The organism is Allokutzneria albata (genome assembly GCF_900103775.1).
Classification (GTDB): domain Bacteria; phylum Actinomycetota; class Actinomycetes; order Mycobacteriales; family Pseudonocardiaceae; genus Allokutzneria; species Allokutzneria albata.
On sequence record NZ_LT629701.1, the window covers coordinates 8,019,967 to 8,035,588 of the forward strand.

14 protein-coding genes are annotated in these 15,622 nt (G+C 69.8%); 12 read left to right on the top strand and 2 right to left on the bottom strand.

Annotated elements, in window-relative coordinates; translation table 11 throughout:
• Positions 1 to 31 precede the first annotated feature (31 nt).
• The 8 genes from BLT28_RS36800 to BLT28_RS36835 all read left to right on the top strand — a co-directional run bounded on the left by BLT28_RS36800 (position 32) and on the right by BLT28_RS36835 (position 11,287).
• The gene (locus BLT28_RS36800; protein WP_030428564.1) at positions 32 to 1,300 is read left to right on the top strand and encodes a cytochrome ubiquinol oxidase subunit I; all 1,269 of its coding nucleotides are present in this window, start codon (positions 32 to 34) and stop codon (positions 1,298 to 1,300) included.
• A gap of 12 nt (positions 1,301 to 1,312) precedes the next feature.
• On the top strand, positions 1,313 to 2,065 hold the full coding sequence (locus BLT28_RS36805) for a cytochrome d ubiquinol oxidase subunit II (RefSeq protein WP_030428563.1): 753 nt from the start codon (positions 1,313 to 1,315) through the stop codon (positions 2,063 to 2,065).
• Complete coding sequence (gene cydD / locus BLT28_RS36810; RefSeq protein ID WP_197683925.1) at positions 2,062 to 3,582, top strand: thiol reductant ABC exporter subunit CydD; 1,521 nt, start codon at positions 2,062 to 2,064, stop codon at positions 3,580 to 3,582. The genes BLT28_RS36805 and cydD overlap by 4 nt, the downstream gene beginning before the upstream one ends.
• A gap of 179 nt (positions 3,583 to 3,761) precedes the next feature.
• The gene (locus BLT28_RS36815) at positions 3,762 to 4,982 is read left to right on the top strand and encodes an ATP-binding cassette domain-containing protein (protein WP_156050714.1); all 1,221 of its coding nucleotides are present in this window, start codon (positions 3,762 to 3,764) and stop codon (positions 4,980 to 4,982) included.
• Complete coding sequence (locus BLT28_RS36820; RefSeq protein WP_030428560.1) at positions 4,955 to 5,536, top strand: hypothetical protein; 582 nt, start codon at positions 4,955 to 4,957, stop codon at positions 5,534 to 5,536. Before BLT28_RS36815 ends, BLT28_RS36820 begins: the two co-directional genes overlap by 28 nt.
• 83 nt (positions 5,537 to 5,619) lie before the next feature.
• Positions 5,620 to 7,443: a glycoside hydrolase family 97 protein gene (locus BLT28_RS36825; protein ID WP_030428559.1), complete on the top strand. Its 1,824-nt coding sequence runs from the start codon at positions 5,620 to 5,622 to the stop codon at positions 7,441 to 7,443.
• Between the two features lie 9 nt (positions 7,444 to 7,452).
• On the top strand, positions 7,453 to 8,628 hold the full coding sequence (locus tag BLT28_RS36830; protein WP_030428558.1) for an acetoin utilization protein AcuC: 1,176 nt from the start codon (positions 7,453 to 7,455) through the stop codon (positions 8,626 to 8,628).
• 16 nt (positions 8,629 to 8,644) lie between these two features.
• Positions 8,645 to 11,287 carry a bifunctional acetate--CoA ligase family protein/GNAT family N-acetyltransferase gene (locus tag BLT28_RS36835; protein WP_030428557.1) on the top strand — a complete coding sequence of 881 codons (2,643 nt, stop codon included), beginning with the start codon at positions 8,645 to 8,647 and terminating at the stop codon, positions 11,285 to 11,287.
• A 3-nt stretch (positions 11,288 to 11,290) separates the two neighbouring features.
• Here BLT28_RS36835 and BLT28_RS36840 read toward each other — a convergent pair whose 3' ends face one another.
• Together BLT28_RS36840 and BLT28_RS36845 are read right to left on the bottom strand one after the other, a co-directional pair.
• Complete coding sequence (locus BLT28_RS36840) at positions 11,291 to 11,782, bottom strand: DUF4232 domain-containing protein (RefSeq protein ID WP_081900161.1); 492 nt, start codon at positions 11,780 to 11,782, stop codon at positions 11,291 to 11,293.
• A 164-nt stretch (positions 11,783 to 11,946) separates the two neighbouring features.
• Positions 11,947 to 12,429, bottom strand: a complete 483-nt coding sequence (locus BLT28_RS36845; RefSeq protein ID WP_197683926.1) for a MarR family winged helix-turn-helix transcriptional regulator — start codon at positions 12,427 to 12,429, stop codon at positions 11,947 to 11,949.
• An 89-nt stretch (positions 12,430 to 12,518) separates the two neighbouring features.
• On the opposite strand from BLT28_RS36845, the gene BLT28_RS36850 reads away from it, so the two are divergent.
• The 4 genes from BLT28_RS36850 (at position 12,519) to BLT28_RS36865 (ending at position 15,580) form a co-directional block, all read left to right on the top strand.
• The gene (locus BLT28_RS36850) at positions 12,519 to 13,076 is read left to right on the top strand and encodes a YceI family protein (RefSeq protein ID WP_030428554.1); all 558 of its coding nucleotides are present in this window, start codon (positions 12,519 to 12,521) and stop codon (positions 13,074 to 13,076) included.
• Between the two features lie 86 nt (positions 13,077 to 13,162).
• On the top strand, positions 13,163 to 13,486 hold the full coding sequence (locus tag BLT28_RS36855) for a hypothetical protein (protein WP_030428553.1): 324 nt from the start codon (positions 13,163 to 13,165) through the stop codon (positions 13,484 to 13,486).
• Positions 13,487 to 13,502: 16 nt separating this feature from the next.
• Positions 13,503 to 13,964 carry a GNAT family N-acetyltransferase gene (locus BLT28_RS36860; protein WP_030428552.1) on the top strand — a complete coding sequence of 154 codons (462 nt, stop codon included), beginning with the start codon at positions 13,503 to 13,505 and terminating at the stop codon, positions 13,962 to 13,964.
• A 296-nt stretch (positions 13,965 to 14,260) separates the two neighbouring features.
• The gene (locus tag BLT28_RS36865) at positions 14,261 to 15,580 is read left to right on the top strand and encodes a hypothetical protein (RefSeq protein ID WP_197683927.1); all 1,320 of its coding nucleotides are present in this window, start codon (positions 14,261 to 14,263) and stop codon (positions 15,578 to 15,580) included.
• The last annotated feature ends 42 nt before the right edge of the window (positions 15,581 to 15,622 follow it).

Below are 15,622 nucleotides of genomic sequence, written 5' to 3' on the forward strand. Positions count from 1 at the left end.
CGGGAGTCCTTTCCCCAGCACGATTTACCGCGTGGAGACACTGGATCTGGCCCGCCTCCAGTTCGCGCTGACCGCGGGCGCGCATTTCCTGTTCGTCGCGCTGACCCTCGGGCTCGCGACGGTGGTGGCCGTGCTGCAGACGCGGGCCACGCTCAGCCCCACCCCGGCGCGCACGCGGATGACGCGGTTCTGGGGACAGCTCTACGTCACCAACTACGCCATGGGCATCGTCACCGGCCTGGTGATGGAGTTCCAGTTCGGCCTGAGCTGGAGCGGCCTGACGCACTTCGCGGGCAACGTGTTCGGGGCGTCGCTTGCGATGGAGACGCTCGTCGCGTTCTTCATCGAGTCGACGTTCCTGGGCCTGTGGATCTTCGGCTGGGACCGCCTGAACCGCTGGGCGCACCTCGCGGCGATCTGGGTCGTGACGCTGACCGCCTACGCGTCGGCCTACTGGATCCTGGTGTCCAACGGCTTCCTCCAGAACCCCGTGGGCTACGAGGTCGTCGGCGACTCGCTGCGCCTGACCGACGTGTGGGCGGTGCTGAGCAACCCCAACACGATCATGGCGTTCTGGCACGTGCTCACCGGGGCGCTGGTGACCGCGGGCTTCTTCCTCGCCGGAGTCAGCGCCTACCACCTGCTGCGCCGCACCCGCGACACCGAGTTCTTCACCGGCTCGCTGCGGATCGGCGTGTTCACCGGCGCGCCCGCGCTCCTGGCGTCGGCCATGACGGGTGGCATCCAGCTGGGGGAGCTGGCCACGACGCAGCCGATGAAGCCGAAGCTGCTCGGCGGTGACGCGGCGAAGCTCGCACAGGTCAACGCCCAGCTGGTCGAGCGGTTCGGCCCCGGTGACTACCTGCCCCCGGCCGACTGGGCACGGGCGGGTGGGCTGGTCATGCTGATCACCTTCGCCCTGCTGTTCAACCTCGGTTGGTTCAGCGTGCTGATGGCCTTCTCCAAGCGCGTCGTGCAGCGCTTCCGGTTGTGGCACTTGGCCTTGGTACTCGCGATCCCGTTGCCGTTCCTCGCGATGATCGCCGGTTGGGTCTACCGCGAGGTCGGTCGCCAGCCGTGGGTTGTCTACGGGCTGCTCCGCACCTCCGACGCGGTGTCCCCGGTCTCGGCGGGGCAGATGCGCGCGTCGCTCATCGCCTTCACCGTCCTCTTCGGACTGTTGATCGCCGTCAACACGGCTCTGCTCGCACGCCAGGCGAAGCGCGGCCCGGACGCGGTCGCACTCGGCCGGCCCGCCGCCGAGTACCGCCCGGCCCCGTTGCCCGCCGCGACCTACTAGGAGCGCAGCACCATGGAACTCGTCGCGGCCGGCCTGCTGGCCTTCTTCGCCATCGGCTACTTCGTCCTGGGTGGTGCGGACATCGGCCTGGGCGCGCTGCTGCCGTTCCTCGGCCGCACCCCGGCGGAGCGTCGCCTGGTGATCACCGGGATCGCGCCGGTCTTCCTCGGCAACGAGGTCTGGCTGGTCGCCACCGCGGGCGTGCTCGTCGGAGCTTTCCCCGATCTGGAGGGAAAGCTGCTCACCGAACATTTCCCCGCAGTGGTCGCGCTACTGCTCGGGTGGGTGGTCCGCGACGCCGGGTTGTGGTTGCGGCACCAGTTCGATCGGCGGGCCTGGCAAGGGCTCTGCGACACCGCGGTCACCCTCGGCAGCTGGACGGTGGCCCTCGCGTGGGGATGGGTGTTCTCCGGCCTGCTCACCGGTGCCGCGAACCCGATCATCGGGGTGGCCGTCGCACTGCTCTTCGCCGTGCACGGCCTGGCCTTCGCCGCGCTCCGGCTGTCCGGACGGTCACGGGAACGTGCAGCGTGGTTGTCCGGACCGCTCACGGAGTTCCGAATGTTCGTGCTGACGGCTGCGGTGATGGCCTTGTTGTGCTTCGCGGTCGGATTCCGGTTGCCCCTGGTCGACTCGGCGGCTGACCCCGCCACGTTGAAGCTCCTCGTGCCGACGCTCTTGGTGATCACTCCGGTGCTCGTGCTGGCACAGGTCTGGATGTGGCGCTTGTTCCGTCATCGCGCGGAAAGGCCGATGTACCTGTGATCCGCGCGCTTCTCCTTGTAGCACAGGGAATCCTGATCGTCCTCCAAGCCGAGCTGATCGCACGGGCGATCGCGAGGCTCGATCCGGCGGTGTTGCCGTGGCTGTTCGCGGTGGTGGCCGGACGCGCTTTGGTGAGCTGGGCCTACGCGCTGCACAACCAACGTGGCGCGGCCAGGATCAAAGCGGACCTGCGCGTGAAGCTGGCGCGCCGTGCGCATTCCCGGCCCTCCGGCGGAGAGTTCGCGACTCTGCTGACCAAGGGCCTCGACGCGCTGGACCCGTACCACGGCGGCTATGTCCCGCAGATCACCGCGGCGGCGATCACCCCGCCGATCGTGTTGGTGCGCCTGGGTTTCGCCGACCTGACCTCAATGGTGATCGTGTTGGTCACGCTGCCGCTCATCCCCGTGTTCGGTGCGCTGATCGGCTTGCGGACACGCGATGTCACCGAGCGGCAGTGGGAGATGCTGAACCACCTCGGCGGTCACTTCCGCGATGTGATGGTCGGCCTGCCCACGCTCCGGGCCTTCCGGCGGACGGAGCACCAAGCGGGTGTCATCCGCACGATGGCCGAGACGCATCGCACGCTCACGATGGGCGCCTTGCGCGTCGCGTTCCTCTCCGGCCTGGTGCTGGAGCTTGTGTGCTCCCTCGCCGTCGCGCTCGTCGCGGTCCCTGTCGGGCTCCGCCTGCTCGAAGGCGGCATGGAGCTGGAGGCGGCCCTCGTCGTCCTCTTGCTGACTCCGGAAGCGTTCCTTCCCTTGCGCGCCTTGGGAACCCGCTTCCACTCGGGCGCGGAGGGGCGAGCGGTTCTGGCGAAGGCTGAGCGCATCCTCGCGGAGCCTCAACCGCGTCGCACCGGAAGAACCGCGCAGCTGGGCGAGATCCGCCTGAAGAACGTCACCGTCGCCTACCCGGGCCGCAGCCGCCCCGCGCTGGACAGGGTGTCCCTGGTGATCGAACCGGGCGAACACGTCGCCATCGCCGGGCCGAGCGGGGCGGGGAAATCGACTCTGCTGCACGTGATCCTGGGCTTTGTCGTCCCGGACAGCGGCCGGGTGTCGGTGAACGGCGTGGACCTCGCGGACATGGACCTCGATCGCTGGCGACGCGAGCTGGCCTGGGTACCGCAGAGCCCGCATCTGTTCGCGATGAGCATCGCCGACAACCTCCGCCTCGGGCTGCCGGACGTCGACGAGAACGCGATCAGGGAAGCGGCTCGCGCGGCGAACGCCGACGAGTTCATCAGGGACTACAACACGATCCTCGGTGAGCGCGGCACCGGCCTGTCGTCGGGACAGCGACAGCGGATCGCGCTGGCCAGGGCCTATCTCCGAGACGCACCGGTGGTTCTGCTCGACGAGCCCACCGCCCGGCTCGACCCCCGCAGCGAGTCCGCGATCGTCGATGCCGCTGCCACGCTGCTCAGCGACCGCACTGCGGTCCTTGTCGCGCACCGTCCTGCACTTCGCGCGCTCGCGACGCGCACGGTCCACCTGAGCCAGGGGCGGACGTGAAGAGCCTCGCCGTGGCCGCCGGAGTAGCGGGAGAAGTCTGTGGTGTGGGGCTCGTGGTGGCCGCCGCCTGGTTGATCACGCGCGCTGCGGAGCAGCCGCCGATCTCCGCGTTGGGGCTGGCCATCGTGGCAGTGCGAGGCTTCGCGATCTTCCGAGGGGTCTTCCGGTACGCCGAGCGGTTGACCGGCCACGACGTCGCGCTTCGCGAAGTCGCCGACCGTCGCGTCGCGGTCTACGAATCTCTTGTGCACCAAGGCGTCAGCGACGCCGATGCACTCAAGCGCATGGTGTCCGACGTGGACAGCGTCCAAGACCGCCTGCTACGCGTGCGGTTTCCAGTCACGATCGCTCTCATCTCCTCAGCGGTAGCGCTCACGGTGTGCCTCCTGGTCCAACCCGAGGCCGGAGCCGTGCTAGCGGCCGGACTTGCCTTAGTGGCAACGGTAATCCCCGCGGCGACAGCACTCGCGTCGCGTCGCACGGCTGAGCGGAAGGCCGACGCGCACGCCGAACTGACTGCCCGCAGCCTCGATCTCGTTGACGGAGCACAGGAACTCGCCGCAGCAGGAGCGACAGGGGCCGCGCTGGCCAGAGCCGATGAGCAGGCCAAAGCCGTGCACCGGGTGGAACGACGCGCGGCGCACATCGACAGCGCCGCCAAAGCAACCGTGGTCCTCCTTCAGGGACTCATCGCCGCGGCAGTACTGTCCTTTGCGGACAACCAGGTCAACGCAGCAGTGCTGACCTTCACCACTCTCGCCGCGTTCGAGCTGGTCATGCCGTTGGTGGACGCGGCCCAACGGTGGTACCCGAAAGCGAATATCCACAAGGGACAGACGCGATGCCTGCACACCGAACTCGCGCCCGGAACCACGGCCGTGATCGGTGCCAGCGGTGCGGGGAAGACCACGCTCCTCGCCACTCTCGCCGAGAAACATCCGGACGCGCGGTCGCTCACCCACGACGCGCACCTCTTCCGGACCTCCGTCCGCGCCAACCTCATACTGGCCAAGCCGGACGCGACCGAGGCACAACTCCGCGAAGCCCTTCGGCAGGCCGCGCTGCTCGATGTCGTCGACGAGCTGCCGGACGGTCTCGAAACCGTTGTGGGCGAAGGCGGTCACGGCCTCTCCGGGGGACAGAGGCAACGCATGCTGCTCGCCCGCGCCCTTCTGGCCGACCCGCCGGTGCTCTTGCTCGACGAGCCGACCGAGGGACTTGACCAAGAACTCGCCGACGCGGTGCTGGACGCCGTGCTCGCCGCGCGGGCCGACCGGACCACCGTCGTCGTCACGCACGAAACCCGGCTGGAGCGCTTCGACCGCGTCGTCGAGCTGGACGGCGGCCGGATCATCTACGAAGGGGAACCGCGGTGCAGAAACGCTCCCGCCAGCTGCTGATCTGGCTGCACGTCATCACTTCGGTCGGTTGGATGAGCCTGGCTCTGGTGCTGTTCGCGCTGATCACCTTCGGGTTGAGCACGGATGTTCCCGGGATGCGGGACAGCGCGAGCGCCATGGCCCACCTCCTGGACGAGCAGGTTCTCGCGCACCTCGCCAACGCCGCGGCGTTCACCGGCTTCATGCTGTCGGCGTTGACGCAGTGGGGGTACTTCCGGCACTGGTGGGTGCTGATCAAGTTCGTGATCACCGTGGTGCAGCTCGCGTTCGGCATCTTCGTGCTCGCGCCGACGGTGGCGGGGATCAACGTCGTCGTCACCCTGCTCATGTTCTCGGCCATCGCGTTCCAGGCGTGGCTGTCGGTGGCCAAGCCGGGCACGCGCACCCCGTGGACGCCGCCGGGCAGGCTGCCGCCGGGCCCCGCGTCCATGTACATCGTCTCCCTGGTGGTGCCGGTGGTCGACTTCGCGGTCGGCTTCGGTCTCTTCGGTCACCCGATGCCGGTGCTGTCCCTGCTCGTCGCCGTCGGCTATCCGCTGATCGCGAATCGGTGATTCCATACATCGGAGGATTGCCGGTCGGGGGCGGCTGCGGTTCACTCAGGGGACCGCCGCGCTCACGCTCACCTGGAGAGCTCATGAGGCGCGTCCTGACCCTGTTGGCCGCCGCGTCGCTGACGTCGGTGCTGATCGCCGCACCAGCCCAAGCTGCGCCCCTGAACTGGCGTCTCACCTCGCCAAATGGCGATGGTCCCGTCGCGACCGTTGTCCTCGACGAAGGTCGGTTGTCCCTGTCGGTCAATCGGGGCCGCACGGTGGTCCTGCAGCCGTCCGCGCTCGGACTGCGCACCTCCACAGCGGACCTGACCACCGGTCTGACCTTCCTCGGCGAAGCAAGACATCGGATCACCGAGCGGTACTCGACCGTCACCGGGCGCCAGCGCGAGCACCACGCCGACGCCATCGAGACCACGCTCCGCTTCACCAAGGCCGGGCAGCGGCTCAACCTGGTCGTCCGGGTCTCCTCCGATGGGCTCGGCTACCGCTACGCGCTCCCCGGAACCGGCCCGCTCACGATCACCGGCGAGGCGTCGGAGTACGCAGTGCCCGCCGCGGCGCGCGCGATCCTGTTGCCCTACAACAACCGCAACGACTACGAGTCCATCCACCGGCACTCGACCGTCGCGGATGCCCAAGCCGGTCCTTACGGCTATCCGTCGCTGTTCAAGGTCGACGACACGTGGATGCTGGTCTCCGAGTCGAACATGAGCGGTGCTTACGGTGCGACGCGCCTGACCCTCGACACCGACCGTCGCTTCAAGGTCACGTTGCCGGACGCGGGCGGGTCGGTGACCACGGCGCCCTTCACCAGTCCCTGGCGCACGCTGATCACCGGAGACCTGGCGACCGTGGTGGCCAGTGACCTCGGCACCGACCTCGCCGAGCCGTCGCGGATCGCCGACACGTCGTGGATCAAGCCCGGGGTGTCTGCCTGGTCGTGGTGGGGCGACGGCACCGGGAACCTCGAACTGCAGAAGAAGTACGTCGACTACGCGGCCAAGCAGGGCTGGGAGTACGTCCTGGTCGACTCGGGCTGGGTCAACTGGCAGCCCGGCCAGGTGCAGGAGCTGATCGGCTACGCGAAGGCGCGCAAGGTCGGCGTGCAGCTGTGGGTGCGCTGGACCGACGTGGACACCGACGAGGAACGGCAGGCCAAGCTCCCGCTGTGGCGCGAGTGGGGCGCGGTCGGTCTCAAGATCGACTTCATGGACTCCGACGGCCAGGAGCGGATGCGCTTCTACGACGCCATCCTCGAAGCGACCGCGCGCACCAAGCTGCTCGTGAACTTCCACGGCTCGACCGTCCCGCGCGGCATCGAGCGCACCTGGCCGCACGTGATGACCCTGGAAGGCGTGCGCGGGGCGGAGGGCATCAAGCCCAAGCCGGACCGCAAGCCGTTCCCGCTCGCGCACTACACGACCCTGCCGTTCACCAGGAACCTCGCCGGATCGATGGACTTCACACCGGTGACCTTCAGCGCGGTGCGGGACAACAGCGACGCCGCCGAGCTCGCGCTGGCCGTGGTCTTCGAGTCAGGCATCCAGCACTTCGCCGACAAGATCGCCAATTACGCGAATCTTCCTCTGGTGGAACGGTTCCTGCGCACGGTCCCCACGGTGTGGGACCGCACGGAGCTGCTCTCCGGTGACCCCGGCGACCACGCCGTCCTGGCCAGGCGGCACGGGAACGAGTGGTACGTGGGCGGGATCAGCGCCGCCGACGCGCACACGAGGCAGGTACCGCTGCGCTTCCTGGGACCGGGCCGCTGGAAGGCGGAGATCTATTCCGACACCGCCGACCGCAGGATCGCGTTGTCCACCAAGGCGGTCACGGCGCGCGACGTTTTGGCGCAGCCCGTAGTCCGCGGCGGCGGCTTCGCCATCCGGTTCAGTCGGGAGTAGCTTGCCCCCATGGGTGAGCGCGTCGCGGTGGTGTGGGACGAGAGTTTCCTCGGGTACGACCTCGGAGGGGACCACCCGCTGAACCCGATCCGCCTCGACCTCACCATCCGCCTGGCGACCGAGCTGGGCGTGCTCGACGGCATCGAGCTGATCACGCCGCGGTCCGCGACCGACGCCGAGATCGAGCTGGTGCACGATCCGAGCTACCTGGCCGCGGTGCAGGCCGCGCCGTACTCCGGCTGGGACGTCGGGCACGGGCTGGGCACCGCGGACAACCCGGTCTTCGACCGCATGCACGAGGCGTCGGCGCTGGTGGCAGGTGGTTCGCTCGTCGCGGCCGAGCGGATCGCCTCCGGCGCGGCCGACCGCGCGATCAACATCGGCGGCGGCCTGCACCACGCGATGACCTCGCACGCGGCCGGGTTCTGCGTCTACAACGACTGCTCGATCGCCATCGCCTGGTTGCTGGAGAACGGGTTCGAGCGGATCGCCTACCTCGACGTGGACGTGCACCACGGAGACGGCGTGCAGGCCGCCTTCTACGGCGACCCGCGGGTGTTGACGATCTCCGTCCACCAGCACCCGATGACGCTGTGGCCCGGTACCGGCTACCCCCGCGAGCTGGGCACCGGCGGGGCGGAGGGCACCTCGGTCAACCTCGCGCTCCCGCCCGGCACGAAGGACTCGGGGTGGCTGCGGGCGTTCAACGCCGTGGTGCCCGCCGCGCTCGCCGAGTTCCGGCCCCAGATTCTGGTGACGCAGTGCGGCGCGGACACCCACCGCGAGGACCCGCTCGCCGACCTCTCGCTCACCGTCGACGGGCACCGCGCCATCTACCACCGGCTGCGCGAACTCGCCCAGCTGCACGCCGGCGGCAAGTGGCTCGCCCTTGGCGGAGGCGGGTATTCGCTCTTCCGGGTGGTTCCGCGCTCGTGGACGCACCTGCTCGCTACGGTGATCGACCGCGACCTGGACCCCGACACGACGATTCCCGCAGGATGGATGGCCCGCACCGCGCCCATCGCGCCGAACACCGCGCTGCCGACCACGCTCTCCGACGGCGGCGACCCGGCGTTCGAGCCCTGGGACGGCACGGCAGAGACACAGCTCGACAACGCGATCGTGGCCACCCGGCGGGCGATCTTCCCCCTGATCGGGCTGGACCCCGACGATCCGCGCGACTGACCAGGAGACGTCCACAGTGGACACCAAGACCGCGGACCCCTACGACTTCCCCCGCCACTGGGAAGCCGATGTCGTGCTCTCCGACGGCGGCACCGTGCGGCTGCGGCCGATCGTGCCGTCGGACGCCGAGAAGCTGCTGGCCTTCCACGGCCGGATGAGCGAGCGCACCCGGTACCTGCGCTACTTCGGCCCCTACCCGCGCATCCCCCCGCGCGACCTCGAACGCTTCACCACCGTCGACCACCACGACCGGGTCGCGCTGGTCGCCCAGCTCGGCGACGAGATCGTCGCGGTCGGCCGCTTCGACCGGCTGCCGGGGCGCTACGTCGCCGAGGTCGCCTTCGTCGTCGAGGACGCCCACCAGGGCCGGGGGCTCGGCTCGATCCTGCTCGAACACCTCGCCGCCGCGGCGAAGGAGACCGGGCTGCGCGGGTTCGTCGCCGAGGTGCTCGCCGAGAACGGCCAGATGGTCCGGGTCTTCCGCGACGCGGGCTACTCGATCTCCCGCGAGATCGAGGAAGGCGTGCTGCACCTGGAGTTCGCCATCGACCCGACCGAGCGCTCCATCGAGGTCGCCCACGCCCGCGAGCAGGCCGCCGAGGCGCGCAGCGTGCACAACGTGCTGCACCCGCGCTCGATCGCGGTGATCGGCGCGTCCACCGACCGCGCCAAGATCGGCCACGCCGCGCTGCGCAACCTGCTCTACGCCGACTTCGCCGGGCCGGTCTACCCGGTCAACGCCGAGTACCGCTCGGTCAGCGGCGTCCGCGCCTACGCCTCGGTGCTCGACATCCCCGACGACGTCGACCTGGCCGTGGTCGCCGTGCCCTCGGCCTCGGTCGAGGGCGTGCTCGACGACTGCCTGGCCAAGGGCGTGAAGGCGCTGGTGATCGTCAGCTCCGGGTTCGCCGAGACCGGCCCGAAGGGCGCCGAGATGCAACGCCGGCTCGCGAAGGAGGCCCGCGCGCACGGCATGCGCGTGGTCGGCCCCAACGCCCTCGGCGTGATCAACACAGACCCCGCGGTGCGGATGAACGCCACCCTCGCTCCGCGCCCGCCCGCGCGGGGCCGCACCGGCTTCTTCTGCCAGTCCGGCGCGCTGGGCACGGCCATCCTCGCCGCCGCGACCGACCGCGGCCTCGGCCTGTCCACGTTCGTCTCCGCGGGCAACCGCGCCGACGTCTCCGGCAACGACCTCCTCCAGTACTGGGAGACCGACCCGGCCACCGACGTGGTGCTGCTCTACCTGGAGTCCTTCGGCAACCCGCGCAAGTTCGCCCGCGTGGCGCGCAGGCTGGGCCGGACCAAGCCGATCGTCGTGGTGAAGTCGGGGCGGCACGCGGTGCGGCCCGGGCTCGCCGCCACCTCGGTGAGCGTGGACGAGACCAGCGTGCAGGCACTGTTCGAGCAGGCGGGCGTGATCAGGGTCGAATCGCTGGCCCAGCTCTTCGACACCGCGCTCCTGCTCGAGTACCAACCACTTCCACGCGGCCACCGGGTCGTCATCGTCGGCAACTCCTCGGCGCTGGGCATGCTGGCCGCCGACGCCGCGCTGGCCAACGGTCTCGAACTGTCCGGTGCCCCGGTGGACGTCGGTCCCGGAGCCGAGCCGGAGGTCTTCGCCGCGGCCATCCGCGAGGCGGTGCGGCGCTCCGACGTGGACGCGCTCATCGTGGTGTTCGTCCCGCCCGTCGCCGTTCCGGGGACCGCGTACGCCAGGGCGCTGCGCGAAGCGGTCGCGGACATCGACAAGCCCGTCGTGTCGACGTTCCTCGCGGTCGAAGGCATCCCGGCCGAACTGGCCGTGGAAGGCGGTCGCGGCTCGATCCCGTCCTACCCGAGCCCCGAACGGGCCGCGCTCGCGCTCGCCCGCGCCGCGCGGTACGGGCGCTGGCGCCGCTCACCGCAGGGCAGTGTCGTGCGCCCCAAGGGAATCGCCACGGACCAGGCCCGGCTGCTGGTGGAGGAGTGGCTGGGAGACGCGGAAGAACGCGTGCTCACCGACGCGGAGACGCTGCGCCTGCTCTACTGCTACGACATCTCGATCGTGCCGTACAAGCTCGTCTCCGACATCCACGCCGCGGTCGCGGCCGCCGACGAGCTGGGCTACCCGGTGGTGCTGAAGACGACGAGCGAGCCGATGCGGCACCGCTCGGATCTGGTCGGTGTCCGGCTCGACCTCGACGGCCCGGCCTCCGTGCGCGGCGGGTACGCGGCGCTGCACGAGGCGTCCGGTCTGGACGACGTGTACGTGCAACGCATGGCGCCGCGCGGTGTGTCCTGCGTGATCGGCCTGCAGGACGACCCGTCCTTCGGGACGCTGGTGTCCTTCGGGCTCTCCGGGGTGGTCAACGACCTGCTCGGCGACCGCGCCTACCGCGCGGTCCCGCTGACCGACGTGGACGTCGCCGACATCGTGCTCGCCCCGAAGGCCTCCCCGCTGCTCACCGGCTACCGGGGCACCGAGCCCGTGGACCTGAAAGCCTTGCAGGACTTGGTGTTGCGGGTGGCGACCCTGGCCGAGGACCTGCCCGAGGTGCGATCGCTGTCGCTGGAGCCCGTGCTGGCCTCGGCCGAGGGCGCGTTCGTCAGCAGCGCCCGGATCACCCTCGGGCCGCCACCCTCGCGCGGCGACACCGGACCGCGTCGCCTGCGCTGACGATCACTCGCCGGTGCGGACCTCGGTCACGCCGACGGGGCCCGCGATCGGCTCGGGCCACGCGGTCTCCACGCGGTCCTTGCTGTTGGGCAGCGTGAGCAGCAGCTTCGCCGCGGGCACGCGCTCGCCTTCGAGGCGGGTGCGCACCAGCACGTGCGCGGGCTTGCCCGGGGCCACGGTCACCGCGGGGGCCTCCACCGGGGTGGCCTTCTCCTGCTCCAGGTTCAGCGCCCGGCCCTTCGCGTCGGTGAACAGCAGGTCGGTGGGGGTGCCCTGGAGGGTGCAGGTGGTGCCGGCCGAGGCGAACTCCACCCGCCAGTAGGCCTTGCCCATACCCGCGTCGTTGTAACGGGCGGTAACGGTCAGGTCCTTCGCGCCGCACTGCGCCGCCCCGATCGGGGAGGCCTGGGCGGGCGCGGCCAGGGCCAGGGCGGCGCCACAGGCGGTGGCGACGGCCGCTGCGGACACCAGGCCGCGGCGAAGGCTGGAAGACATGGAGTGCTCCTTCTCGTCGTGTCGGGCCTGTTCAGGACCCGTGATCAAGACGATGGAACAGGCCGTTGAGTTGCACCAGGTGGTCCACGTCACCGCCGCCGAACGGCCTAGTGAAGGCCGGAAGGGCGGTCACGCAGCGCTTATAGAAATCTTCGCTGTGTTCTCTATGGAGTGGCGTCTTCAGGGCAGCCTGAAGTGTCCCAGGAGCCGCGGAGCTTGTCGCAGATCTCGCCGAGCAGTTCCATCTCGCGCTGGCTCAGCGGGTCGAAGACGAGCTTGCGGACCTCGGAGACGTGCCCGGGCGCCGCGGCCACCAGGCTCGCCATCCCCTCGTCGGTCAGTTCGGCGAGCTGGCCCCGTTTGTCCGTCGGGCAGGACTTGCGGCGCACCCAGCCCAGCTTCTCCAGCTTCGACACCGCGTGCGAGAGCCGGCTTCGCGAGTACTCCGACTGCTCGGCCAGCTCGCTCATCCGCAGCTCGCGGCCGGGGGTCTCGGAGAGCCGGACCAGGATCTCGTAGTAGGTCAGCGGGATCCCGGTGTCGCGCTGGAGCTGCCGGTCGAGCTGCTCGTTGAGCCTGCCCAGCACGGAGACCAACGCCCGCCACGTGCTCTGTTCGTCGGCGTCCAGCCACCGCGTGTCACTCATGTCACCCATTCTACCGCCCATGGTTGAACTCTCAACCAAAGTGGGCTACGGTGCTTGTTGAGAGTTCAACTAACACGAAGGACGACGCCATGAGCACCGCACTCCAGATCCCCGGTTACGTCGCTGGCACCTGGGCCGTTGACCCGGTGCACTCCAGCGTCGAGTTCAGCGTCCGGCACATGATGGTCAGCAAGGTCCGCGGCCGGTTCACCCAGTTCTCCGGCACCCTGGTCACCGCGGAGAACCCGCTGGAGTCCAGCGTCACCGCCGAGATCGACCTCGACTCGATCGACACCAGCAACCAGCAGCGCGACGCGCACATCCGCTCGAAGGACTTCTTCGACGTCGAGACCTTCCCGACCATGAGCTACCGCTCCACCGGCCTGCGCGCCGAAGGCGAGAACTTCGTGGTCTCCGGCGAGCTGACGCTGCACGGGGTGACCCGCGAGGTCCCGCTGGCCCTGGAGCTCAACGGCTTCGGCCCGGACGCCTACGGCGGCACCCGCGCCGGGTTCTCCGCGACCGCGACCATCAGCCGCAACGACTTCGGCATCGACATCGCCATGCCGATGGACGGCGGCGGCGTCGTGGTCGGCGACAAGGTGCAGATCTTCCTGGAGATCCAGGTCGTGCTGCAGGAGAGTTGATCACGGTTCGGCATGGCGAGGCCCCGCGCGGACCGCGCGGGGCTTACGCTGGGGGAAGATCCGCGCGCGCCGGATGGGGTGATCAGATGGCCTTCACCGCCGACTTCCTCGCCCGTCTCAAGGAATGCGTCCTCGGTACCGGTCCCGTCGAGCTGGCCGTACCCGACGCCGTCGCCGAGTTCGCCGAGTTCCTCGCCCAGCTCCCGGAGACCGACCGCAGACTGCGCTACCTCAACACGGTCGACGAGGTCTCGTCGGTGTTCTGGAACAGCGAGGAGATCTGGTCGGAACTGCTGCCCGACTTCGGCACCGAGGACCGCGACTGCGAGGCGCTGCTGGACAGCCTCGTCGACGCGACCATCGCCGCCGAGGTCGACTCGATAGAACTCGGTTTGCAGGACCCCGGCTGAGCCCTACCGTGCCGGCGTGGACATCCGCCGCGCCGGGCCCGACGACTGGGAGCAGTACCGCGACATCCGCCTCGCCGCCCTGGCCGAGGCGCCGTACGCGTTCGGCTCCACCCTGGCGCGCGAGCAGCCGTTCACCGAAACCCAGTGGCGCGACCGGCTTTCCCGCGGCGCGACCTTCCTCGGTTACCTGTCCGGCACCGCGTGCGCCCTCGCGTCCGGCACGTCCTCCCATGAGCTCGTTTCCGTTTGGGCCGCCCCCTCCGCCCGCGGCACCGGCCTCGCCGCCGCGGTGGTCGAGGCCGTCCTGGCGTGGGCCGCCCCGTCCCCGATGACCATGTGGGTCGCCGAGGACAACACCGCGGCCATCCGCTTCTACGTCCGTCTGGGTTTCTCTTTCACCGGCGACCGCGCGCCGCTGCCGAGCGACCCCTCCCGCCACGAACTCTCCATGCGCCGATCTCCTCCGGCTTCGTCCTGAATGAGTCATCGAGGTACTTGAACGCACCGAATGAGTCATTCGGTGCGTTAGGAGACCTGAACGGGTCGTTCAGCTCATAACCGTGGTGGCGAGGCCGCGCGGGCTCGTCGCCGGTGCCACGTGAGCGGGCGAGGGTGGCATTCGCCCGCCCCAGGGGACCCCCCGTGTTCAAGCGTGGCGCGGGGACGTGGGGGACGGCAAGGCGAGCGGTTGGGGTGGGGGGATGTCGATTCATCAGCCCGCCCCCCTCCGGCGGCGGAGGCGGTGGGGTCGGGACGAAGTGGCAGGCTGTGGGCGTGTTGAGCGTTGTCGCGTTCGGAGTGGCCTGGTGGCTCGGGTTGTACCTGATCGCTCGCGATCCCAAGAAGCCCGCGTTGGTCAGCGCCGGGGTCGGCCTGCTCGCCTACGCCGTGGCGCTCGCGATCGAAGCGCTCCTGCCGCACACGCCGTCCCAGGACGTGCTGCGCGAAGTCCAAGGCGTGTTCGTCTGCATCCCTCCGCTGGCGTGGAGCGGGGTCGCGGTCGCCCTGTTGCCGGAGAGGTACCACCGGCGGTGGTGGATCGGGCTCGTGCCGCTCGGCCTCCTCGTGCTCGCGCCGGTGGTGATCGACTCCGAGTGGGCCCGCCTGCTCCGCGCCGTGGACGTGTTGCTGCCGCTGGTCCTCAGCCTTGCACTGCTCGTCAGGCACCGCGCACGGCTGCGGCCCGCGCCCGTCCGGATGGTTCTGGTCGTCGTGAGCATGTTCCTGGTGCTCGCCGCCGTTCTCGTGGTGCTGCCGATGTCGGTCCTGCCGTCGTGGCTCGCGGTCGCGGCGATGGGGCTGGACCTGGTGCTGCTCGGGGTGGCCATCGCCGCGTTCGACGCCTTCGACGAGGGGCAGGCGATCCGCGCGGACATGGGCCGGTCGGTCCTCACCGCCGCGGTGATCGCCCTCGTCTTCGGTGGCCAGGTCGGCCTCGCGATGGCGGTGTCCTCCGGGCCGAGCCTGCCGCTGACCGCGCTGCTGCTCGGCAGCGTGGCCGCCGCGATCAGCGTCCAGGTGCTCGCCAACCCCCTCCAGTCGTTGCTCGATCGGGTGGCTTTCTCGGACGCCCCGGAGCTGCGCCGCGCGCGGGCGGAACTGCGCGAAGCGGAGGAGGCTTTGCCGCGTCGCGCGAATGATCCGGTTCTCGACGGGCTCGACGACGCGGAGTTCGCGAAGCTCACGCGGCGGGCGCTCGGGAATTACGGGGATCTCGGTCGCCTGGTGAGCAGCCCGCTCACGATGTTGCCGAGCATCACCGACAGCCTGGCCGAGAAGAATCTTCCCGATCAGCCCCTGGAACGCGCGAACGAGCTGAAGCGGCTGTTGTTGAACGGGATTCTCCAGCTCAAGCCGAGCGGCGGGGACTTCGGCACCAGCGATGAATGGCGTTACTACAACGCGCTCTATTTCCCGTACGTCCTCGGGTTGCGCCCGTACAGCCGTCGTGACCGCAACGACAAGCTGGACGAAACCGCCAAGCGCGCCCTGCAGTGGTTCTCCCGGACCGTTCCCGAGCGGACGCTCTACAACTGGCAGAACGCGGCCGCCAAACTCGTCGCGGCGGGGCTGCGCCAGCGAACTCCGAGGTGAGCAGCTGAAACTGGCAGTGGATGGCAGTGCCAGGTCTGCTGG